The 17,941-nt window shown below is 69.3% G+C and carries 14 protein-coding genes; 7 read left to right on the forward strand and 7 right to left on the reverse strand.

Going from position 1 to position 17,941, the window contains the following annotated elements; all coding sequences use genetic code 11:
* Window position 1: 1 nt before the first annotated feature.
* The 4 genes from JQX13_RS25425 to JQX13_RS25440 all read left to right on the forward strand — a co-directional run bounded on the left by JQX13_RS25425 (window position 2) and on the right by JQX13_RS25440 (window position 9,646).
* The gene (locus JQX13_RS25425) at window positions 2-2,320 is read left to right on the forward strand and encodes a hybrid sensor histidine kinase/response regulator (RefSeq protein WP_239015152.1); all 2,319 of its coding nucleotides are present in this window, start codon (window positions 2-4) and stop codon (window positions 2,318-2,320) included.
* A 78-nt stretch (window positions 2,321-2,398) separates the two neighbouring features.
* Window positions 2,399-4,321, forward strand: coding sequence for an NAD(P)/FAD-dependent oxidoreductase (locus JQX13_RS25430; protein ID WP_239015154.1), 1,923 nt, complete (start codon window positions 2,399-2,401; stop codon window positions 4,319-4,321).
* Window positions 4,322-4,508: 187 nt separating this feature from the next.
* A complete protein-coding gene (locus tag JQX13_RS25435; protein ID WP_203411494.1) occupies window positions 4,509-7,310 on the forward strand; it encodes a hypothetical protein in 2,802 nt (933 codons plus the stop codon).
* Window positions 7,311-7,375: 65 nt separating this feature from the next.
* Entirely contained in the window at window positions 7,376-9,646 is a 2,271-nt protein-coding gene (locus JQX13_RS25440) for an ATP-binding protein (RefSeq protein ID WP_239015155.1), read from the forward strand.
* Between the two features lie 20 nt (window positions 9,647-9,666).
* On the opposite strand, the gene JQX13_RS25445 is transcribed toward JQX13_RS25440, so the two are convergent.
* From JQX13_RS25445 to gluQRS, 4 genes are read right to left on the reverse strand one after another with little or no spacing between them, the layout of a single operon-like run.
* On the reverse strand, window positions 9,667-10,290 hold the full coding sequence (locus JQX13_RS25445) for a tRNA-(ms[2]io[6]A)-hydroxylase (protein WP_203411495.1): 624 nt from the start codon (window positions 10,288-10,290) through the stop codon (window positions 9,667-9,669).
* Between the two features lie 46 nt (window positions 10,291-10,336).
* A complete protein-coding gene (locus JQX13_RS25450; RefSeq protein ID WP_203411496.1) occupies window positions 10,337-11,176 on the reverse strand; it encodes a DUF4081 domain-containing protein in 840 nt (279 codons plus the stop codon).
* A gap of 57 nt (window positions 11,177-11,233) precedes the next feature.
* Window positions 11,234-11,806 carry an AgmX/PglI C-terminal domain-containing protein gene (locus JQX13_RS25455; RefSeq protein WP_203411497.1) on the reverse strand — a complete coding sequence of 191 codons (573 nt, stop codon included), beginning with the start codon at window positions 11,804-11,806 and terminating at the stop codon, window positions 11,234-11,236.
* A gap of 8 nt (window positions 11,807-11,814) precedes the next feature.
* Window positions 11,815-12,783 carry a tRNA glutamyl-Q(34) synthetase GluQRS gene (gene gluQRS / locus JQX13_RS25460; RefSeq protein ID WP_203411498.1) on the reverse strand — a complete coding sequence of 323 codons (969 nt, stop codon included), beginning with the start codon at window positions 12,781-12,783 and terminating at the stop codon, window positions 11,815-11,817.
* A gap of 125 nt (window positions 12,784-12,908) precedes the next feature.
* On the opposite strand from gluQRS, the gene JQX13_RS25465 reads away from it, so the two are divergent.
* Window positions 12,909-13,793, forward strand: a complete 885-nt coding sequence (locus tag JQX13_RS25465; protein WP_203412205.1) for a metallophosphoesterase family protein — start codon at window positions 12,909-12,911, stop codon at window positions 13,791-13,793.
* Here JQX13_RS25465 and JQX13_RS25470 read toward each other — a convergent pair.
* Window positions 13,784-14,164, reverse strand: a complete 381-nt coding sequence (locus tag JQX13_RS25470) for a hypothetical protein (RefSeq protein ID WP_203411499.1) — start codon at window positions 14,162-14,164, stop codon at window positions 13,784-13,786. The two genes, JQX13_RS25465 and JQX13_RS25470, sit on opposite strands and share 10 nt — an antisense overlap.
* Before the next feature lie 261 nt (window positions 14,165-14,425).
* Complete coding sequence (locus tag JQX13_RS25475; protein WP_203411500.1) at window positions 14,426-15,625, reverse strand: NAD(P)/FAD-dependent oxidoreductase; 1,200 nt, start codon at window positions 15,623-15,625, stop codon at window positions 14,426-14,428.
* 130 nt (window positions 15,626-15,755) lie between these two features.
* Here JQX13_RS25475 and JQX13_RS25480 point away from each other — a divergent pair, with 130 nt between their 5' ends.
* Window positions 15,756-16,178 carry a DUF6209 family protein gene (locus tag JQX13_RS25480; RefSeq protein WP_203411501.1) on the forward strand — a complete coding sequence of 141 codons (423 nt, stop codon included), beginning with the start codon at window positions 15,756-15,758 and terminating at the stop codon, window positions 16,176-16,178.
* On the opposite strand, the gene JQX13_RS25485 is transcribed toward JQX13_RS25480, so the two are convergent.
* Entirely contained in the window at window positions 16,162-17,169 is a 1,008-nt protein-coding gene (locus JQX13_RS25485) for a 3-oxoacyl-ACP synthase III family protein (RefSeq protein ID WP_203411502.1), read from the reverse strand. The two genes, JQX13_RS25480 and JQX13_RS25485, sit on opposite strands and share 17 nt — an antisense overlap.
* 184 nt (window positions 17,170-17,353) lie before the next feature.
* On the opposite strand from JQX13_RS25485, the gene JQX13_RS25490 reads away from it, so the two are divergent.
* The gene (locus JQX13_RS25490; protein WP_239015157.1) at window positions 17,354-17,785 is read left to right on the forward strand and encodes a DUF5684 domain-containing protein; all 432 of its coding nucleotides are present in this window, start codon (window positions 17,354-17,356) and stop codon (window positions 17,783-17,785) included.
* Window positions 17,786-17,941 lie beyond the last annotated feature (156 nt).

Below are 17,941 nucleotides of genomic sequence, written 5' to 3' on the forward strand. Positions count from 1 at the left end.
ATTGACGTTTGCGTGGCTCGTGGCGCTTCATTACGGTGTCCGCGAGTTGTCCGCGAGCCTCTCCTTGCCCTCCCGCCCCACCCAGGCCCTTCCGCTCCGTTGGCACCTCGTCCGGCTCGTGGTCGGGACGCTTCTGCCCGCCATCGCCTTCGCCGCGATCGTGGTCTTCCAACTGGCACGCCTGGAGCGCAGGGCCGTCGAGCGGCGCGCCGTGCATTCGGCCCGCATGCTCGCGGTGGCCTTCGAACGTGAGATGTCGGGCTCCATCCAGACGCTCCATGCGCTGGCCGAGTCCGAGGCGCTCGATCGCGGCGAGCTGGAGGCCTTCCGCGTGGAGTGCGAGCGGGTGCGTCGCACCCAGCCGTCGTGGAGGACGGTGTTGCTGTTCTCGCCGGACGGCCAGCCGTTGGTGAACACCGCCCTTGCGATGGGCACCCCGCTCGCTCCCATCACCGAGCGGGAGAGCTTCGCGCGCATCCTCGAGTCGCACCAGCCCACCGTCGGAAGCCTCGCGGTGGGCCGGGGCGCCTCGAAGCAGCTCGCCTTTCCCGTCCGGGTGCCGGTGATGCGCGAAGGCGTGCTCCGGTATGTGCTCACGGCCGTCATCTCCCCGGATGCGCTCACGGGCGTGGTCTCCAGTCCGTCGTCCGAGGGGGAGGAGTGGACTCGCGTGCTGGTGGATCCCCAGGGGCTGGTGGTGGCCCGCACCCGTGAGCCCGCGCGATTCGTCGGACAGTCGGCGACGTCCCCGTTCCTGGAGAAGACCCGGGCCTCGCACGAAGGCCTGTACGCCGACGTGTCCATGGACGGTGCGGCGGTCTACGTGGCGTTCAGCCACTCGCACCCCTCGGGGTGGACCGCGGCGATCGTCAGTCCCAGGCGGGTCCTGGACGCGCCCGTGAGCGGCTCGATGTTCGCCGTCGGGGGGCTCGGGCTCGCGCTGCTGCTCGTGAGCGCGAGCGGCGCATGGGTCTTCTCCCGGCGGCTCGAACGCTCCATCTCGGAGGCCGCGACCGCCGCGGCCTCCCTCGCCGAGGGAAACCCTCCCCACATGGAGCCCTCCAGCGTGCGCGAGCTGGCGCGGCTCGGCGAGGCCCTGGAGCGTTCCGGACTGTTGCTGCGCGAGCGTGAGCGGGAACGGGACGCGCACCTCGCCAGCGCCGAGACGGCACGCGCGGAAGCCGTCGCGGCCACGCGGGCCAAGGACGCGTTCCTCGCCATGCTCGGACACGAGCTGCGCAACCCGCTCGCTCCCATCGTGACCTCGCTGGAGCTGCTCCGCAGGCGGGGCCTCGCGCAGACGCCCGAGCACGACGTCATCACGCGGCAGCTGAAGCACGTCGTCCGGCTCGTGGATGATCTGCTCGATGTGTCGCGCATCACCCGCGGACAGATGTCGCTGCACCGCGAACCCATCGAGCTCGTGTCCGTGGTCGCCCGGGCCGTGGAGGCGGCCTCGCCGCTCATCGAGCAGCGACAGCACTCGCTCCAGGTCGACGTGCCCCCCTCGGGCCTGCTCGTGCTGGCGGATCCCGACCGCTTGACGCAGGTGGTGGCGAACCTGCTCACGAACGCGGCGAAGTACACGCCTCCCGGTGGACACATCCATCTCCGGGCCCACGACCAGGAGGGGGGCATCGCGCTCGTCGTCGAGGACGATGGCCACGGCGTGCCCCAGGAGCTCCTCTCCCGGATCTTCGAGCCGTTCGTCCAGGGGCCGCGCTCGTTCGACCGGAGCGAGGGGGGGCTCGGCATCGGCCTGGCGCTCGTGCGCAGCCTCATCGAGGCGCATGGGGGCCATGTCGAGGCGCGCAGCGACGGACCCGGTCGGGGCAGCGTCTTCACCGTGTGGCTGCCGAGACACGCACTGGCCGAGAACACGCTCACCCAGGAGGCGCGGGCGCCTGTCTCCCAAGCGGCGGAGGCCGTACCCGGGAGCCTCGTGCGCGTTCTCGTCGTCGACGACAATGTCGACGCCGCCGAGGCGCTGGCCGATTTGCTGGGCCTGAGCGGGTACGAGGTGGCCGTGGCGCACGATTGCCCGGGGGCGCTGGCGCGGGCCGAGACGTTCCGCCCGGACGTGGCGATCCTCGACATCGGCTTGCCCGACGTGGATGGGTACGGGGTGGCCGAGCGCATCCGGGAACGGCTGGGGGCGGCGAGCCCCGTCTTCGCGGCGCTGACGGGCTTCGGCCAGGCGGCGGATCGCGAACGCAGTCATGCGGCGGGCTTCCGTCAGCACTTCGTGAAGCCCATCGACGTCGACGCACTGAGCGCGTTCATCGAGTCGCTGCGACCGGCGCGAAGCGGGGCGGCGTGAGCGCTCGTGTGGCCTGTTGGATTCCGGTAACGTCGCACCACCACCAAGACAGGTCGTCACGAGCGGAAGGTGCACGCGATGGAGCAGGTTGCTCAGGGACAGGCGCGAGCCGCCGAGGCGGATATCGCCATCATCGGCGCGGGAATCGTCGGCCTCTTCAATGCCCTGCAGTACGCGAAGCGGGGCTTGCAGGTCGTCCTGCTCGACAACGCGCGGGGGCAGAAACGCAGCTTCAAGGTGGGCGAGTCGTTCCTCATCTTCACCAACCCCTTCCTGCGCACGGTGGGCGGGCTGGATGCTTTCGCCGGGGAGTGCTTCCCCAAGCACGGCGTGTGGTTCACCTACGGCCTGGAGCACTCGCGGCGCTTCGAGGCGACGTCCGAGTGGGGCGTCCACGCGGATCCTCCGCACTACCTGTACGAGCAGGCGCCGGACAAGCGCTACTTCCGGGCCGCGCTCATGGACGTGCAGATCGTCCGGCCCGAGGCGGAGGACGTGATGCGCGAGTCCCTCCGGGCCTTCCCGAACGTGCGCTTCCTGGACACCGTGAAGGTCCGCGACGTGGTCATCCACGAGGAGGTCGGCAAGCTCCATGAGCTGCGCTGGGCCTGTCAGGCCACTCGGGAGGAGGGGGTGGTACGGGCCCGGTGGGTGCTGGACTGCTCGGGGCGCAACCGCCTGCTGGCGAAGAAGCAGAAGCACACCGTCGAGCTGAACGACGGCTTCCAGACGACGGCCGTCTGGGGGCAGTTCGAGGGCATCACCGACGACCTCTTCGGTGAGCCGTGGGTGCACACGTACGCCGATGGAGATCAGACCTCGAGGGATCTCCACACCCTCCACCTGTGGGGCGAGGGGTATTGGATCTGGGTCATCCGCCTGTCCGGGCAGCGCATCAGCGTCGGAGCGACGTTCGACCAGCGCAAGCCGCCACCGGGTGATACGCCCGAGGCCCAGATGTGGGAGCTCTTCAACCGCCATCCTCCGCTGGCGAAGGTGCTGTCGAAGGAGCGGATGCTCGAGTTCCGCATGTACCGCGACGTGCAGTACATGACCGACACCTTCGTGAGCCCCCGGCGCTACGGCATGGTGGGCGACGCGGCCTCCATCGTGGACGCCTACTACAGCCAGGGCATCTCACTGGCGCTGGTGAGCTCGTGGCACATCGCCAACCTCGTGGAGCAGGATCTGCGGGGTGGGGGGATGGACAGGGAGTACCTCGAGCGGGTGAACCGGGCGACGCGGCAGGACTGGCACATCATGCGGAACATGATCCGCGAGAAGTACACACCGGCCATCGCGGACAGCCGCTTCTTCGTGCTCTCGCACATGCTCGACCTGGCCATCTTCTGGTCCGCGGGCGCCTCCCGCTCGCGCATCGCGCGCTGGCTGGTGGAGACGGACGGCGACACGCGCCGCGAGACGCCCGAGCTGCGGGAGCTGCGTGAGTACCTCTCGCGGCACATGTTCTACTCCCAGACGAAGCCCTGGCACTGGCTGTCGCCGGAGCGGGTCCGGGAGCTCCAGGGACGCCTGCAGGCGGGCATCGGCGAGCGCGCGCGCTGGCGTCTCGAGCACGGCCGCCGTGTGCCGACGCTCAAGGCCATCGTTCGGCTCGCGGCCCCCGTGCCCCAGCTCTGGAAGCTGCCCTTCCTGCGTGAGCAGGAGCGCGCGGACCTCTCGGGCGAGGACTTCATCCATCCGGAGAAGTTCCTCCAGCGCGTCCCCGCGTGGTTGCGCCGGCTGCTGCCCGAGTCACCGTCGGAGCGGCTCTCCCGGGCCATCGCCGTGCGCGGCCAGACGCTGCTGGCGCTCTTCCTGCTGGGCTACGCGTACGACTGGGCCGACACCGGGGTGCAGAGGCTCCTGCTCCAGCTCGGGTTGCTCGAGCCGGGCCCCAAGGAGGTGCCGGGGGCCGCGCCTGTTTCCCTGGACGAGACGCGCGCGGCGGCCACGGAAGCCGGGTCCCCTCCGGCGTCGCGGCGGAACATCTCCGCCTGACGCAGCGCGGGCTGGCCGCCACCCATCCCCGAGGTGGGTGTAAATCGCGCAAGCCGGGTCAGCTCCGCTTCCTCGGTAGAAATCCGCTCGGTCTTTACAGCCCCTGCCACACAGCGCACGATCCTGAACATTCCCGATAATTCGTCGTGGCCGCGAGCATGGAGTTCGCGCCTTGCGTGGAGGGTGCATGGAAGCAAGGGGAGTGGTGGTTCGCTGTAACCCATGGAGAGTGATTCTCTCCGCGGTGCTGCTGGTGATGCTGACGGTGGGACAGGAAGCGTCCGCGGCGTCGTTTACCCTCTTCGAGAGCGGACAGGTCCGGCCGCTCGCCCTCTCGCCGACGGGCAAGTACCTCTACGCCGTCAATACCCCGGACGGCCGCCTTGAGGTCTTCAAGGTCGATGCGAGCGGTCTCACCCACCTCACCTCGGTCCTCGTGGGGCTCGAGCCCGTCGCGGTCGCGGCGCGGAGCGACGAGGAGGTCTGGGTCGTCAATCACCTGTCCGACAGCGTGAGCGTGGTGAAGTTCACCCCCACCCTGACTGGAATTTCCGGTCTCGTGGTTCGCACGCTGCTCGTCGGCGATGAGCCGCGCGACATCGTCTTCGCCGGGACGGGGAAGAGCCGCGCCTTCATCACCGCCGCCCACCGCGGTCAGAACGTTCCCTTCGATCCGCAGTTCACCACGCCGGGCATCGGCCGGGCCGACGTCTGGGTCTTCGACGCCAGCAACCTGGGCACCTCGCTCGGTGGCAACCCGCTCTCCATCGTCACCCTCTTCAGTGATACCCCGCGCGCGCTCGCGGCGACGCCGGATGGCTCGCGCGTCTACGCCGCCGCGTTCCACTCGGGCAACCGCAGCTCCGTCGTCCACGAGATCCTCGTGCCCAATGGGGGCCAGGCGGCTGGTGGCGTCCCGGGTCCGAATACCAACGCGGCCGGAGTGCCAGCGCCCGAGGTCGCCGTCCTCGTCCGGTTCAACGGCCAGGACTGGGTGGACGTGCTGGGCCGCTCGTGGACGGACAAGGTGAAGTTCTCCCTGCCGGACAAGGACGTGTTCGTCATCGACGCCACCGCCAACCCGCCGGCGCAGCTCGCGGGCCCGGCCGGCTTCTACTCCGGCGTTGGCACCACCCTGTTCAACATGGCCGTCAACCCGGTGAACGGGAAGGTGTACGTCAGCAACACCGAGGCGCGTAATGACCTGCGCTTCGAGGGTCCGGGCACCTTCGCCGGCAGCAGCCTGCGCGGGCACCTGCACGAGAGCCGCATCACCGTGCTGGGCTCCTCGGGCGTCGCCCCGCGGCACCTCAACAAGCACATCAACTACGGCGTCTGCTGCGCGGCCATTCCCAACGCGGAGAACGAGAAGAGCCTCGCGCAGCCGCTCGGCATGGCGGTGACCTCCGATGGCGCCACGCTGTACGTGGCCGCGTTCGGCTCCTCGAAGATCGGCGTCTACGCCACCGCGGCGCTCGAGGCCGACACCTTCGTCCCGAGCACGGCGAATCAGATCCTCGTGAGCGGCGGTGGCCCCAGCGGGCTCGTGCTGGACGAGGCCCGCGGCCGCATGTACGTGCTGACGCGCTTCGACAACGCGGTCTCCGTCATCAACACCGCCACGCGCCAGGAGATCGCCCACCTGAAGATGCACAACCCCGAGCCGGCGAGCGTGGTGGCGGGACGTCCGTACCTCTACGACGCGCGCAGGAGCTCGAGCCACGGTGACTCGTCCTGCGCGAGCTGCCACATCTTCGGCGACTTCGACGGCCTGGATTGGGACCTGGGCAACCCGGATGCGGCCTACAAGCTCAACCAGAACCCCATCACCCCGGTGCCGCCCGAGTTCGGCACGGATCCCACCTTCGGACAGGATCCCAACTTCCACCCGGTGAAGGGCCCGTTCGCGACCCAGAGCCTGCGCGGCATGGCGAACCATGGGCCGATGCACTGGCGCGGAGACCGCTCGGGCGGCAACGACGAGCCGAGTGCACAGCCGGACGATGGCGCGTTCGACGAGGTCGCGGCGTTCAATCAATTCAACCCGTCGTTCATGGAGCTGCTCGGGAGGAACGCGCAGCTCACGCCCGCGGAGATGCAGCGGTTCTCGGAGTTCGTCCTCCAGATCATGTACCCGCCGAACCCGGTCCGGAACCTGGACAACTCGCTCACGCCGGCGCAGCAGGCCGGGAAGGACTTCTTCTTCAACACCGTGAGCTTCTTCCATGGCCCGTGCAACTCGTGCCACCGGTTGGATCCCAACGCCAACCCGAGCGCGGGTCAGTTCAAGGGACTCTTCGGCTCGGACGGCAAGTCGTCCTTCGTCGCGACGGCGCTCTTCCCGAAGAACCCGCAGCTGCGCAACCTGTACCAGAAGGTCGGCATGTTCGGCGTGGGCTACGACTTCGGCTTCCTGCCCGCGGACACCCACATGGGAGATCAGATCCGTGGCTTCGGCTTCAACAGCGACGGCTCCATCGACACGCTGTTCCGCTTCAACAGCGGCTTCGACTTCCATCCGATCTTCAACTCGGTGGGCATCCCGGAGGGGCCCGAGGGCGTCCAGGCCAAGAAGAACGTGGAGCAGTTCCTGTTGGCCTTCGACAGCAACCTGGCGCCGATCGTCGGCCAGCAGGTGACGCTCACGGCCAGCAACGCCTCCGTGGTGCTGCCTCGCATCAACCTCCTGGTGGCGCGCGCGAACGCCGGCGAGTGCGACCTGGTGGTGACGGGCCGGATCGGCCTGACCGACGTGGGCTTCCTCCACGTGGGGAGCGGGCAGTTCAAGGCTGATCGGCAAGCCCATCCGTTGACGTCCGACTCGACCCTCCGCCAGCACGTCGCCACGAGCGGTGGTGCGGTGACCTTCACCTGTGCGCCCCCGGGTTCGGGCCAGCGCATGGGCATCGATCGCGACCTCGATGGGTACCTCGACGGCGATGAGCGGGCCGCGGGGTGCAATCCGGCGGATCCCCTCAGTACTCCCTGAACAACCCGGATGAGCGTGGCCCGGTCCTTCGCGGGACCGGGCCCCGCTCTCGAGCAGCCCCCCTCATGGCCCCACAGCACGACTCCCCATCCCCGGCCCGGTCATCGTTGGCCCGCTCGACGCTCATCAAGATGGGCGTGCGCATCGCGGTGATCATCGCCCTGACCACCCTGTTCAGCTACCTCCACATCTACAACTCCCTCCTCGCGGAAACCCTCGTGACGATGGAGCGCAGTGTCATGGATCGGAGCGAGCGGGAGCAGGCCATCTTCGTGCTGGCGGAGGACAACCACGCCATCCTCAAGAAGGCCCTGGAAGAGCGGCTCCGGGTCTGGCGTGAGCAGGATCCCCAGCCGCTCTTCGACCGCCTCTTCGTGTCCCGCCCGGATGGGACGATCCGCAACAATCCCCAGGGCTTCGATGGGACGCGGATGCCGGGCGTCTACGTTCCCCGAGGCGTGACGGTGGATGCCGAGTTCCGCCGCCGGCTGCTGGCCGCGTACGAGGTGGTCATCCAGTATGGGCCCGCCTTCCACGTCCGCTTCATGAACACCGGCGTCATGCTGCCGGAGGGCGTGGTGGTGGGGTACTGGCCGGAGGGGCCCAACTACTTCCTGGAGCTCGAGCCTGACTTCTCGATCCTGAACCTCGAGTACTTCACGCTCGCCCTCCCCGAGAACAACCCGAAGCGGGAGTCGTCCTGGACGGGCGTCTTCGAGGATGTGCCCACCAACACCTGGATGGTCACGGTCACCACCCCACTGGACCTGGACGGACGCCACGTCGCGACCCTCTCCCACGACGTGCTCTTGAACGATTTGATGGGCCGGACCCTCGGCGACCACCTGCCCGGGGCCTACAACATCCTCTTCCGCGACGATGGTCATCTCATCGCCCACCCCGAGCTGCGGATGAAGAGCGGGGCGGAGGCCTACAACATCCTGAATGACACCCGGAATCCGGAGGCGGTCTTCACGCAGGAGAGCTCCGAGCGGCAGCGAGCCCACCTGCGCGCCATCTTCCAGCGGGTGGAGGCCCGCTCTCCCGGCGAGGTCGTGCTGGAGGTGCCGGAGTTCGACGAGTACATCGCCGTGGCGCGGCTGGAGGGCGCGGGTTGGAACTTCGTCACGGTCATGCCCAAGCAGGTGGTGACGTCGGCCGCCTTTCGCGCGGCGCGCTATGTCCTGTTGTTCGGCGTGGTGTCGCTGCTGATGGAGCTGGCCATCATGTACTGGGTGCTGAAGCAGCAGATCTCCCGTCCGCTCCTGGACTTCACCCAGGCCACCACCCGGTTGTCGGCGGGTGACTTCGAGGTGGGGCTGGACACCTCGCGCGCCGACGAGCTGGGGCAGCTGGCACTCGCCTTCCAGCGGATGGCCAGCGAGGTCCAGCGGCGAGAGGAGGCCCTGCGGCTGGCCAACGAGGGGCTGGAGCATCGGGTGGAGGAGCGCACCCGGGAGCTCCAGGAGGTGCACCGGCAGCTCGTGGAGACCGCGCGGCAGGTGGGCCGGGCGGAGATCGCCACCAACGTCCTGCACAACGTGGGCAACGTGCTGACCAGTGTCCTCACCTCGGCGATGCTGGCCCGGGAGCGCCTGGCCGCGCTGAAGCTCGAGAACGTGGCGCGGGTGGCGGACCTGCTCGAGGAGCACAAGGACGACCTCTCGACCTTCCTCACCCAGGACGAGCGCGGGCGCAACACGTTGCCCTTCCTGAGCCAGTTGGGAAAGCACCTGCTGATGGAGCGCCAGGAGCTCCAGACGCTGCTCGGCGACGTCAGCCGGCACACCGAGCACATTGGCGCCATCGTCAAGCTACAGCAGCGCTACGCCCGGACGCCCCAGCAGCTCTTCGAGCCGGTCCAGCTGGGTGAGCTGGTGGAGGACGCCCTGCGCATCAACCAGGCCGCGCTCGGCCGTCACTCCGTGGGCGTGGCGAAGAACCTGTCGGATGTGCCACCCGTGCTGACCGAGAAGCACAAGGTGTTGATGATCCTCGTCAATCTGATCAGCAACGCCAAGTACGCCATGGACGCGGTGCCCGAGGAGCAGCGGCACATGAGCGTGAGTCTGGTGCGTCCCTCCGCCGACCGCATCCTCATCGAGGTGCGGGACAACGGCGTGGGCATCGCGCCGGAGATGCTCACGCGCATCTTCCAGTACGGCTTCACCACCCGGAAGGAGGGGCACGGCTTTGGTCTGCACTCCAGTGCCCTGGCGGCCCAGGAGCTGGGGGGCTCCTTGAGCGTTCACAGCGATGGGCCGGGGCAGGGGGCCACGTTCACGCTGGAGCTGCCCGTCACGCCCCAGCAGCGAAATGAACGCTTGAGCGCGTAGGGCAGGGCCCGCGGGCACGCTCAGTGGATGGCGGCCCGCAGGCCCACCTGCTTGAGCACGGCGGCCTCGTGGACGAGCAGCTCGTCCAGCCGGGCGCGCACCGGGGCCTCGTCTCCGTTCGTCGCGGTGACGGCCAGCCGGTAGAAGAGCGATTGGTGGCCGTCCTCGGACTGGGCCAGCTCGGCGTAGAAGCGGCGCAGCATGGGGTCCTCGAGCCCCTCGGCCAGGAGGGACAGGCGCTCGCACGAGCGCGCCTCGATGACCGCGGCCACGAGCAGCCGGTCCACCTTGCGACCCTCCGCGGAGGTGCGGATGGCCTTCTGCAACCCCTGGGCGTACGGGTCGCCGGTGTCGCGCCCCAGCGTCAGGCCTCGCAGGGCCATTATCTCCAGCACGCGGGCCAGGTGCGCGCTCTCCTCGCGCGCCAGCCGTGCCATCTGCGCCGGCAGGCCGGGCAGCTCCGGGTACACCTGGATCATCGAGAGGGCGTTGGCCGCCGCCTTCTTCTCGCAGTGGGCATGGTCCACCAGCACCTCGTCGAAGCGCTCGAGCGCGAGGGGCAGCCAGCGCGGATCGCTGGGGACGCGGAGGATGACGGGGCCCTCTCCCGAGAGGGGACGGCGTTCAGGCGTGGGACGGGACATGGTGCACTCCGGAGGGCGCGGAGTGTAACCGTCCCGCTCGCCGATGCTACTCCGTCAGTACCAGCCGCTGCGTCCGGCCGGCCAGGTAGCCCACCTTGCGAGCGATTCGCGCCAGGGACTCGTCCTTCTCTTCTATCCGCAGGGTGAGCCGCGGCAGCGACGACAGCAGGAAGCGGGAGATCTGCCCCAGGCACAGCGTGGCGTGGCCCTTTCCCCGCTGGGAGGGCACCGTGTAGAGGGCCTCCAGCTCCGCTCCGAATTGCGAGCGGCTGCCGATGTCCACCTTGAACACCAGCTCGCCGTTCTCCTCCAGCACGTAGGTACGCCGCGCCCTCACGCGCTGGGCCACCCGCGCCTCGAAGTGCGGATCCTCCGCGAGCGCGTCCCGATCATGGATCTCCCGGATCGCCCCCGCCGCCAGCGGCATCAGGCGCGGGACGTCCTCCTCTCGCGCCAGCCGGAGCAGCGGGTTGGTGAAGGGCCCCAGGTCATCGGCCGACACGGAGAAGAGGCGGTACGTCTTGGACAGCCGGGGCTTGCCCACGCACAGGCTGCGCACCAGCGCGTCCACCGCTGGCTTCTCTCCCACGGAGCCCTTCAGTCTCACGCGCTCGGCCAGCGCATCCGCGATGACTCCGGTGAACGCGCCGTCACTCGCCGAGGGCACCACCAGTCCGCCCGAGCCTCCCACGAAGACGGCCGCGGTGAGCGTCTTCCCATCGAAGCGTCCCCAGTAGGAGAAGCTGCACCGGTTGTCGGCCGACGCGATGCCGTACTCCTGCAGCAACCCCAGCAGGTAGAGGTTGTGGGCGGGGTCCTTCGCGAGCAGCGCCCGCAGCGCATCGGTGTCCTTGGCGACGAGTTGTTGGACGGTGACGGGGGGCATGTTGCGCGCTCGGGAGTACACCACAGGCCCCGCCGGGGCTTTCAAGAGACTCCGAGCTTACCGGGGTCGGAAGTGGAACGGGTGTGTCAGGGTGAGAGGGGGGTTCCCAGGCGGGGCGGAAAATTGTGTGTCGGCGAGAGTATCGAGCAGGCAGGCGGTGACGAAGGGATCCTGCACGCTGCTCTCCACCACTTCGCCGCGCTGGAACCGGCCGTGCTCCCCCCGCGCATCGAGGGTGAAACGCAGCTTCACGGAGTGTGGGCCCGGGTGGCGCACCGAGGCGTCCTCGAGGCACGAGCGCACCAGGGGCTGGACGGCGCGGAGGGCCACGCGGATCTCCTCCCGGCTCCAGGTGCCCGGGGGGGGCTCCTCGAGAGGCTCGTTCTCCGGTGGAGGAGGAGGGGAGGGCGGGGGCTCCCGGGGAGTGGGTTCCGGCGGGGGCGCGAGGGCCGGTGCCAGAGGGGGCGACCGCTTCGGTGGCTTGGGTTTCGGTGGCTCGGGTAGGGGGGGCGCCTCCCCGCTGGCCACGGTCACGGCGTGCGTCGGCGTGTCCCTCGTGAGCCAGAGCGCCAGCGCGCTCAGGGCCACGAAGGGGATGACCACCCAGAGGAAGACGGCTCTACCCGACATGTCCACCTTCAACCCTGGCCATGTCCGCTCGCGTCCCCGAGGCCCAACGCCGTCTTCAACAGCGCCTCGCGGGCGACGACGGGCGAGCGGGGGAGCAGCTCGGGACGGAACCTCCGCACCAGCTCCTCCAGGCTCACGGGCTCGCCGTCTCCCAGTCCACTCCACGCCGCCAGCAACCCGAGCACCCGCTCGACGGGGATGCCCCGCTCGCGCAGCTCGGCCACCGCGAAGGCGCCCTCCCGCTTGGCCAGCCGCTTGCCATCCTCTCCGAGGACCAGGGGCACGTGCCAGAAGCGCGGAGGCATGTGGCCGAGCGCTTCGTGGATTTGAAGCTGTCGGGGCGTCGAGGACAGGAGGTCGTCCCCCCGGAGCACGTCGGTGATGCCACTGGCCACGTCGTCCACCACCACGGCGAGCTGGTAGCTGGCCACTCCATCGTTGCGGCGCACGACGAAGTCTCCCACCACCGTGGCCACGTCCTGGCAGTAGCGGCCGTGCAGCCCGTCCTCGAAGCACCACTCTCCGGGTGCCGCCTGGAAGCGCAGGGCGGGGACCCGCGCGCGGGCTCGTTCGGCGCGGGCCTCGGGGGTGAGCGGGGCGCACGTCCCGGGGTAGCGCGGACCTTCCTCGCTCAAGCCATGGGGGGCGCTCGCCGCCCGGGCGATCTCCGCGCGCGTGCAGAAGCAGGGATAGACGCGGCCCGTCCGCTCCAGCGTCTCCAGGGCTTGCCGGTAGACGTCATCGCGCTGACTCTGGACGAGGGGCGGCTCGTCCCAGTCCAGGCCCAGCCACTCCAGGTCCCGGTACAGGTCCTCGAGGAACTGGGGCTTGCAGCGCGCGCGATCGAGATCCTCGATGCGCAGCAGGAACTGGCCTCCGGCCGCGCGGGCCTGGAGCCATCCGAGCAGCGCGCTGCGGGCATTGCCGAGGTGGATGCGCCCGGTCGGGCTGGGCGCGAAGCGTCCGCGGAAGCTCATGGGGTGTGCGGCAGACTAACCATGCGCAGCTTTCCATGGCCACCAGCCTCGCGGCGGGTTAGTCCCGGCAAGGAACCGGGCGAGGGTGCGTGCCCGTGCTGACTGGTGTGCCCTGGATGACCTCGATGCGTTTCCTCCACTGCTCCGACGTCCATATCACCGCCAACTACCCCTCCCTGCCCCTGCTGAAGCTCGGCTGGCGGCGATGGATCGCCATGGCCGAGCTATCCGTGGGGGGGCGCGGCAAGGCCTATGCGCGGGCGCCCGAGACGCTCGCCACCATCGCGAGTGACGCGGAGCAGCACGGGGTGGACCACTTCATCCTCTCCGGGGATCTCACCGCGTACGCGTTGGAGCCGGAATTCCAGCTGGCGCGCGCGTCGCTCGGCGCGCTGGCCGAGGATCCGGGGCGCTGCACCGTCGTCCCCGGCAACCATGACGTCTTCACCCCGGGCAGCCACCGCGCGGGCCGCTTCGCGCGTCACTTCGGCCATCTTCTAGAGAGCGATCTGCCCGAGTACCGCCGCGAGGGCGCCTTCCCCTTCGTTCGGCTGGTGGGCACGGAGGCCGCCGTGGTGGGTCTGCTCTCCGCGCGGGTGCCCTTCATGCCGGGCTTCGCCCATGGCTATATCGGCCCGGCGCAGTTGGAGGGGCTCGCGGCGTTGGTGAAGGATCCGCGGCTCGCCGGCCGGGCCGTGCTGGTGGTGCTGCACCACGCACCGCTCACCCACAAGGGCCGGGCGGACAGCCTGCTTCATGGATTGAAGGACGCGCGGGAGCTCTTCCAGCTGTTGCCCGGGCCGCGCTACGCGGTGCTGCACGGCCACATCCACCACCGCTACCACCACCCGGCCACCGCCGAGCGCCCCCACATCTTCAGCGCGGGTTCGTCCACCCAGGCGGGGCGCGAGGGCTACTGGCTCATCGAGGTGAAGGACGGCCAGGTGGTGGGTGGGCAGAAGCACGTCCCGGGTGGTGGGACGCGCGAACCCGCCCGGGCTCAGGCCTGAAGGCGGGGAGCCGAGTAGCGCCGCACGAAGTGGATCCACCGGCGCTCGTCCACTTCCACCTGCCACTCGCTGTTGGGCGTGAGCGGCAGGCGCTGCTTGAGGAAGGTCTCCAGGAGGTCCGCGGCCTTCACCGGGGTGAGGCCGGGCGCGCGGAAGGCGACGCGCAGGAACACGTCGAGCGAGGAGGCCACCTCGACGACCGTGTAGATGCGCAGCGAACCCACGCGCCTCTGATACTGCACGTCCCCTTGCACCGAGGCCGGCGCTTGATCGGCCGGCAGCGCCGCCGTCCAGTTGGACGGAGCGAGGGCGAAATCGAGCAACTCGGTGCTCGCGTCTTCCAGCGTTGCGTGCTCGTGGATGGAAAGCATGCCCATCTCCCCTGTGTGGCCGTCCCACGAGGAAGAATGTGCCCACGCACCAAGGGCGTGCAAGGGGGCGGGAGGGTGTTCCGGGGGCTCCGTTTTCAGACGTCATCCACGCGTCAGAGCCGTGTGGTAACGCGCCGCGTGGGGTTGGCGCCTGCTTCGCTGGTGAACACTCGCCGGTACGTGCGGGGCGGTGCATGGTCGTCTCCCTCGCACATCGCCATGCACCCGTCATCCGCGCGTCACGTGAGGGAGACGGAGCGCTCAGCGCCCGAGCGCCACGCCCGCGAGGAAGCGCCAGGAGATGCTCGAGGCCTCGCCACTGATGACGTCCGCGAGCTCGTCGCGGACACGCTCATTCCGGATCGCCGCGCGAAAGGTACGGTCCAACAGCCGGGGTCGCTCGAAGGCGAACATCAGCTTGCGGTTGAGCTGGAACGCGGTGCGGAAGCGCGTCTGCCAACGCCGCGCGTAGCCACCGAGCCCCCGCGCCGACAGGTCGCCCGCCGCCACCGCTTCGGCCACCGCCTCGGCGGCGAAGGCGCCTGACTCCAGGGCGAACTCGATGCCCTCGCCCGTGAGCGGGTTGACGAAGCCGGCCGCGTCTCCCAGCAGCAGCGCCCGATCGAAGTGGGTGTGCCGGGCGAAGGAGCCGAAGGGCAGGTGATGCCCCTTCACCTTGCCCACGCGCCTGGCTCCGGCCAGCTCCGCCGCCACGTGAGGGCTCGCGCAGAAGCGCTCCATCAGCTCGGGCAGCTTCGCTCCGGACGCGGCGAGCTGGTCCGCGCGCAGGCCCAGCCCCACGTTGGCCCGCCCATCCGGCAGGGGGAAGATCCACCCATAGGCGGGCAGCAGCTCCTTCTCCCAGTAGAAGGCCATGCTCCGAGGACGGGAGAGGCGGACGTTCTCGTAGTAGGCGCGGACCGCGAAGGCGCCCTCATGGTCCGGGAAGTCGGGCGCCCCGAGCGCGCGCCGCACCACCGAGGGTGAGCCATCGCATCCCAGCACGAGGTCGGCGCGCACGGCCTCTCCGTCGCGGCAGCGCAGGACGATACCGTTGGCCTCCCGCTCGATCCCCTCCACCCGTACGCCCTCGCGCAGCTTGGCGCCGGACTGGACCGCGCGCTGGACGAGCCGCTCGTCGAGCACCTGGCGGGGGATGACGCTGGCCTTGCCGCCGAAGAGCCGGGTCGGGATGGCCATGTCCAACACCACGCCTCCCGGGGAGATGGCGTAGATGGCGTCCACCGGCGCGGCCTCGGTCTCGCTGCCGGGCAGTGTCCCGAGCCCCAGTCGCTCCAGCATCCACAGCGTCCGGGGCGTGCAGCCATCTCCGCAGATCTTGTCCCGGGGGAAGCGGCCGCGCTCGAGCAACGTCACCCGGGCACCCTGCTGCGCGAGGAACGTGGCCGCGGATGAGCCGGCGGGCCCGGCACCGACGATGGCGACGTGGAGGGATTTCATGGGCGCGCGTTGTACGCCTCGAACCGCGAACCCGCCAGCATCGAGGCGTGTGGACCGGCCTGGTGCCCAGGAAACTCTTTCGCGGGTTCCCAGATAATCCTCCGGCCCTACCCCCCTTCAGGAGAATCCCTTGTCGTCCAAGCTCTGCGCGTTCGTCCTCCCTCTGTTGCTCGCCACCTCCGTCGCGGCGCAGACCCAGACCCCGGTCATTTCCTTCCCGGCGAGTGGCCCGTACGCGGTCACCGGCACCCTGCGCGCCGGCCAGCCCTTCACCGTTCAGTACACCCTGGATCGGTTGAAGAAGTGCCGCGCGACGTACAGCGGCATGGATACCTGGTTCATCAGCGTCGAGTACCGCTTCGACTACGGCACCTTCCAGGCAGCCTACGTGACCAATCAAAGCGATTACGTGCGCGTGTCGGTGCCCGCCACCATCACCGCGCCGGCCGGCGCCCGTACGCTGGAGCTGCGGTTCAAGAACTGGGATCGCGGGGGCTGCGTCGCCTACGATCCGAGCTCCTGGCCCATCTACACGTTCACGCTCCAGCAGTAGTCCGCTCGAGCAGGGTACCCGCCCAGGTGAGGCCGCTGCCCACCACGGCGAGCGCGACCGCGTCTCCCAGCCGTGGATCGTCCCAGTTCTCCGAGAGCACTGTGGGAGCACCCGACGCCCCACAGTTGCCACGGCGATCCACGTTGAAGAAGTGGCGCGCATCGGCCACCCCGGTGCGCCGCTGCACCGACTCCAGCATGCGCAGGTTGGCCTGGTGTCCGATGAGGCTCGGTCCCTCCGGGGTGCGCCCCGGGGACGCCGCGAGGTAGTGCTCGCGCAACGTGAGGAAGGTCTCGGTCGCGCGCTTGATGGCGAAGGCCTGCACCGCCGAGCCCTGCTGGGTGAAGTGGCCGAAGCGAGGCACCTTCACCTTGTCCGCGCCCGAGGGATCCCCTCCGAGCAGCGTATGGGTGATGCGCCAGGGGCCGGGGACGCGCGGGCTGAGCAACGCGGCGCTGGTGCCATCGCCCCACAGCACGCAGCTGGAGCGGTCCGAGTAGTCCACCACTCGGGTGGAGTTCTCCGGATTCACCACCAGGATGAAGTCCGGCAGGCGCTCGGGCTTCATGCTGTCGAGGAAGTGCAGCTGGGCGCAGAAGGAGGAGCAGGCCGCGTTGAGATCCACCGCGGGCGCATCGATGTTCAGCGCCTCCGCGATGCGGCAGGCCTCCGCGGGGATGCACTCGTCGGGCGAGCAGCCGCCCGCCACCACCATGCCCACGTCCTTCACGCCACGCCCCGCGCGCTCGAGCGCCATCAACGCCGCGCGCCTGCCCGTCTCCGCGTTGGAGTACAGGGCCGCCTCCTGGGCTCCGCGGACGTCGCGGTTGCGGGTCTCGCGGATGTACTCGAGCGGCAGCACCGTGTGTCGGGTGCGGATGCCCACCCGCTCGACGATCCAGGTGTCATCCGTCTCCAGGCCGATCTCCTGGAGGAACGCGTTGGTGATGATGTTCTCCGGGTGGAAGTGTCCGAGGGCGTGAAGGAACATGTCGCTCATTTCAACATGGGCTACGTCATCGCTCTGACACGGCCAGGTGGATTTTCTCGCGGGGCACGGCCTGACGCGGCGCGTGGTGAACGTGTGGGGTCAATTGCATTTCAGTGAACATCCCACGTAGCTTTCGGGTCCTGACGGGTCCGCACGGAGTGGATCCTGAAAGAGGGGGTTTCACATGGAGCAGGCTCAGTACGAAATGACGCAGGAGCAGGCCGCTGCTGCTGCCCAGGGCGGCATCTTTGGGATGCTGGTGGCGTTCGCGATCGCCGCGGTTTTCATCGTCGCGATGTGGAAGATCTACACCAAGGCGGGTCAGCCGGGTTGGGCCTCGCTGGTTCCCTTCTACAACATCCTCGTGATGCTGAAGATCGTCGGCAAGCCCGCGTGGTGGCTGGTGTTGTTCTTCATCCCGATCGTCAACTTCGTCGTGGGCATCATGATGTACGTGGCGCTGGCGAAGGCCTTTGGCAAGGGGACCGGATTCGCGCTCGGACTCATCTTCCTTTCGCCCATCTTCTTCCTGCTCCTGGCCTTCGGTGACGCGGAGTACGTGGGCGACGCGCCCTCGAACATGGTGGGCCCGCAGCACATGCCGCGGGCGGCGTAATGTCCCGAGCGGGCCCGGGGCTCACCGCGCCCCGGGCCCTGCCTTCCGCTGACTACGGGTGGGCCGCCGCCAGCACCGAGGCCTGGAGCGCGTCGGGCACCGGCTCGTAGGTGGCCAGGCGCAGGGTGGCCGAAGCGCGCCAGGCCACCACCGGAT

Source organism: Archangium violaceum (assembly GCF_016859125.1).
In the GTDB taxonomy this organism is placed as follows: domain Bacteria; phylum Myxococcota; class Myxococcia; order Myxococcales; family Myxococcaceae; genus Archangium; species Archangium violaceum_A.

Excerpts from the sequence above, each read along its gene's own strand:
- JQX13_RS25465 (WP_203412205.1), top strand. The coding sequence starts at position 12,909 with ATGCGTTTCCTCCACTGCTCCGACGTCCATATCACCGCCAACTACCCC.
- JQX13_RS25440 (WP_239015155.1), top strand. The coding sequence starts at position 7,376 with ATGGCCCCACAGCACGACTCCCCATCCCCGGCCCGGTCATCGTTGGCC.
- JQX13_RS25435 (WP_203411494.1), top strand. The coding sequence starts at position 4,509 with ATGGAAGCAAGGGGAGTGGTGGTTCGCTGTAACCCATGGAGAGTGATT.
- JQX13_RS25490 (WP_239015157.1), top strand. The coding sequence starts at position 17,354 with ATGGAGCAGGCTCAGTACGAAATGACGCAGGAGCAGGCCGCTGCTGCT.
- JQX13_RS25475 (WP_203411500.1), bottom strand. The coding sequence starts at position 15,625 with ATGAAATCCCTCCACGTCGCCATCGTCGGTGCCGGGCCCGCCGGCTCA.
- JQX13_RS25470 (WP_203411499.1), bottom strand. The coding sequence starts at position 14,164 with ATGCTTTCCATCCACGAGCACGCAACGCTGGAAGACGCGAGCACCGAG.
- JQX13_RS25450 (WP_203411496.1), bottom strand. The coding sequence starts at position 11,176 with ATGCCCCCCGTCACCGTCCAACAACTCGTCGCCAAGGACACCGATGCG.
- JQX13_RS25445 (WP_203411495.1), bottom strand. The coding sequence starts at position 10,290 with ATGTCCCGTCCCACGCCTGAACGCCGTCCCCTCTCGGGAGAGGGCCCC.
- gluQRS (WP_203411498.1), bottom strand. The coding sequence starts at position 12,783 with ATGAGCTTCCGCGGACGCTTCGCGCCCAGCCCGACCGGGCGCATCCAC.
- JQX13_RS25455 (WP_203411497.1), bottom strand. The coding sequence starts at position 11,806 with ATGTCGGGTAGAGCCGTCTTCCTCTGGGTGGTCATCCCCTTCGTGGCC.
- JQX13_RS25430 (WP_239015154.1), top strand. The coding sequence starts at position 2,399 with ATGGAGCAGGTTGCTCAGGGACAGGCGCGAGCCGCCGAGGCGGATATC.
- JQX13_RS25485 (WP_203411502.1), bottom strand. The coding sequence starts at position 17,169 with ATGTTCCTTCACGCCCTCGGACACTTCCACCCGGAGAACATCATCACC.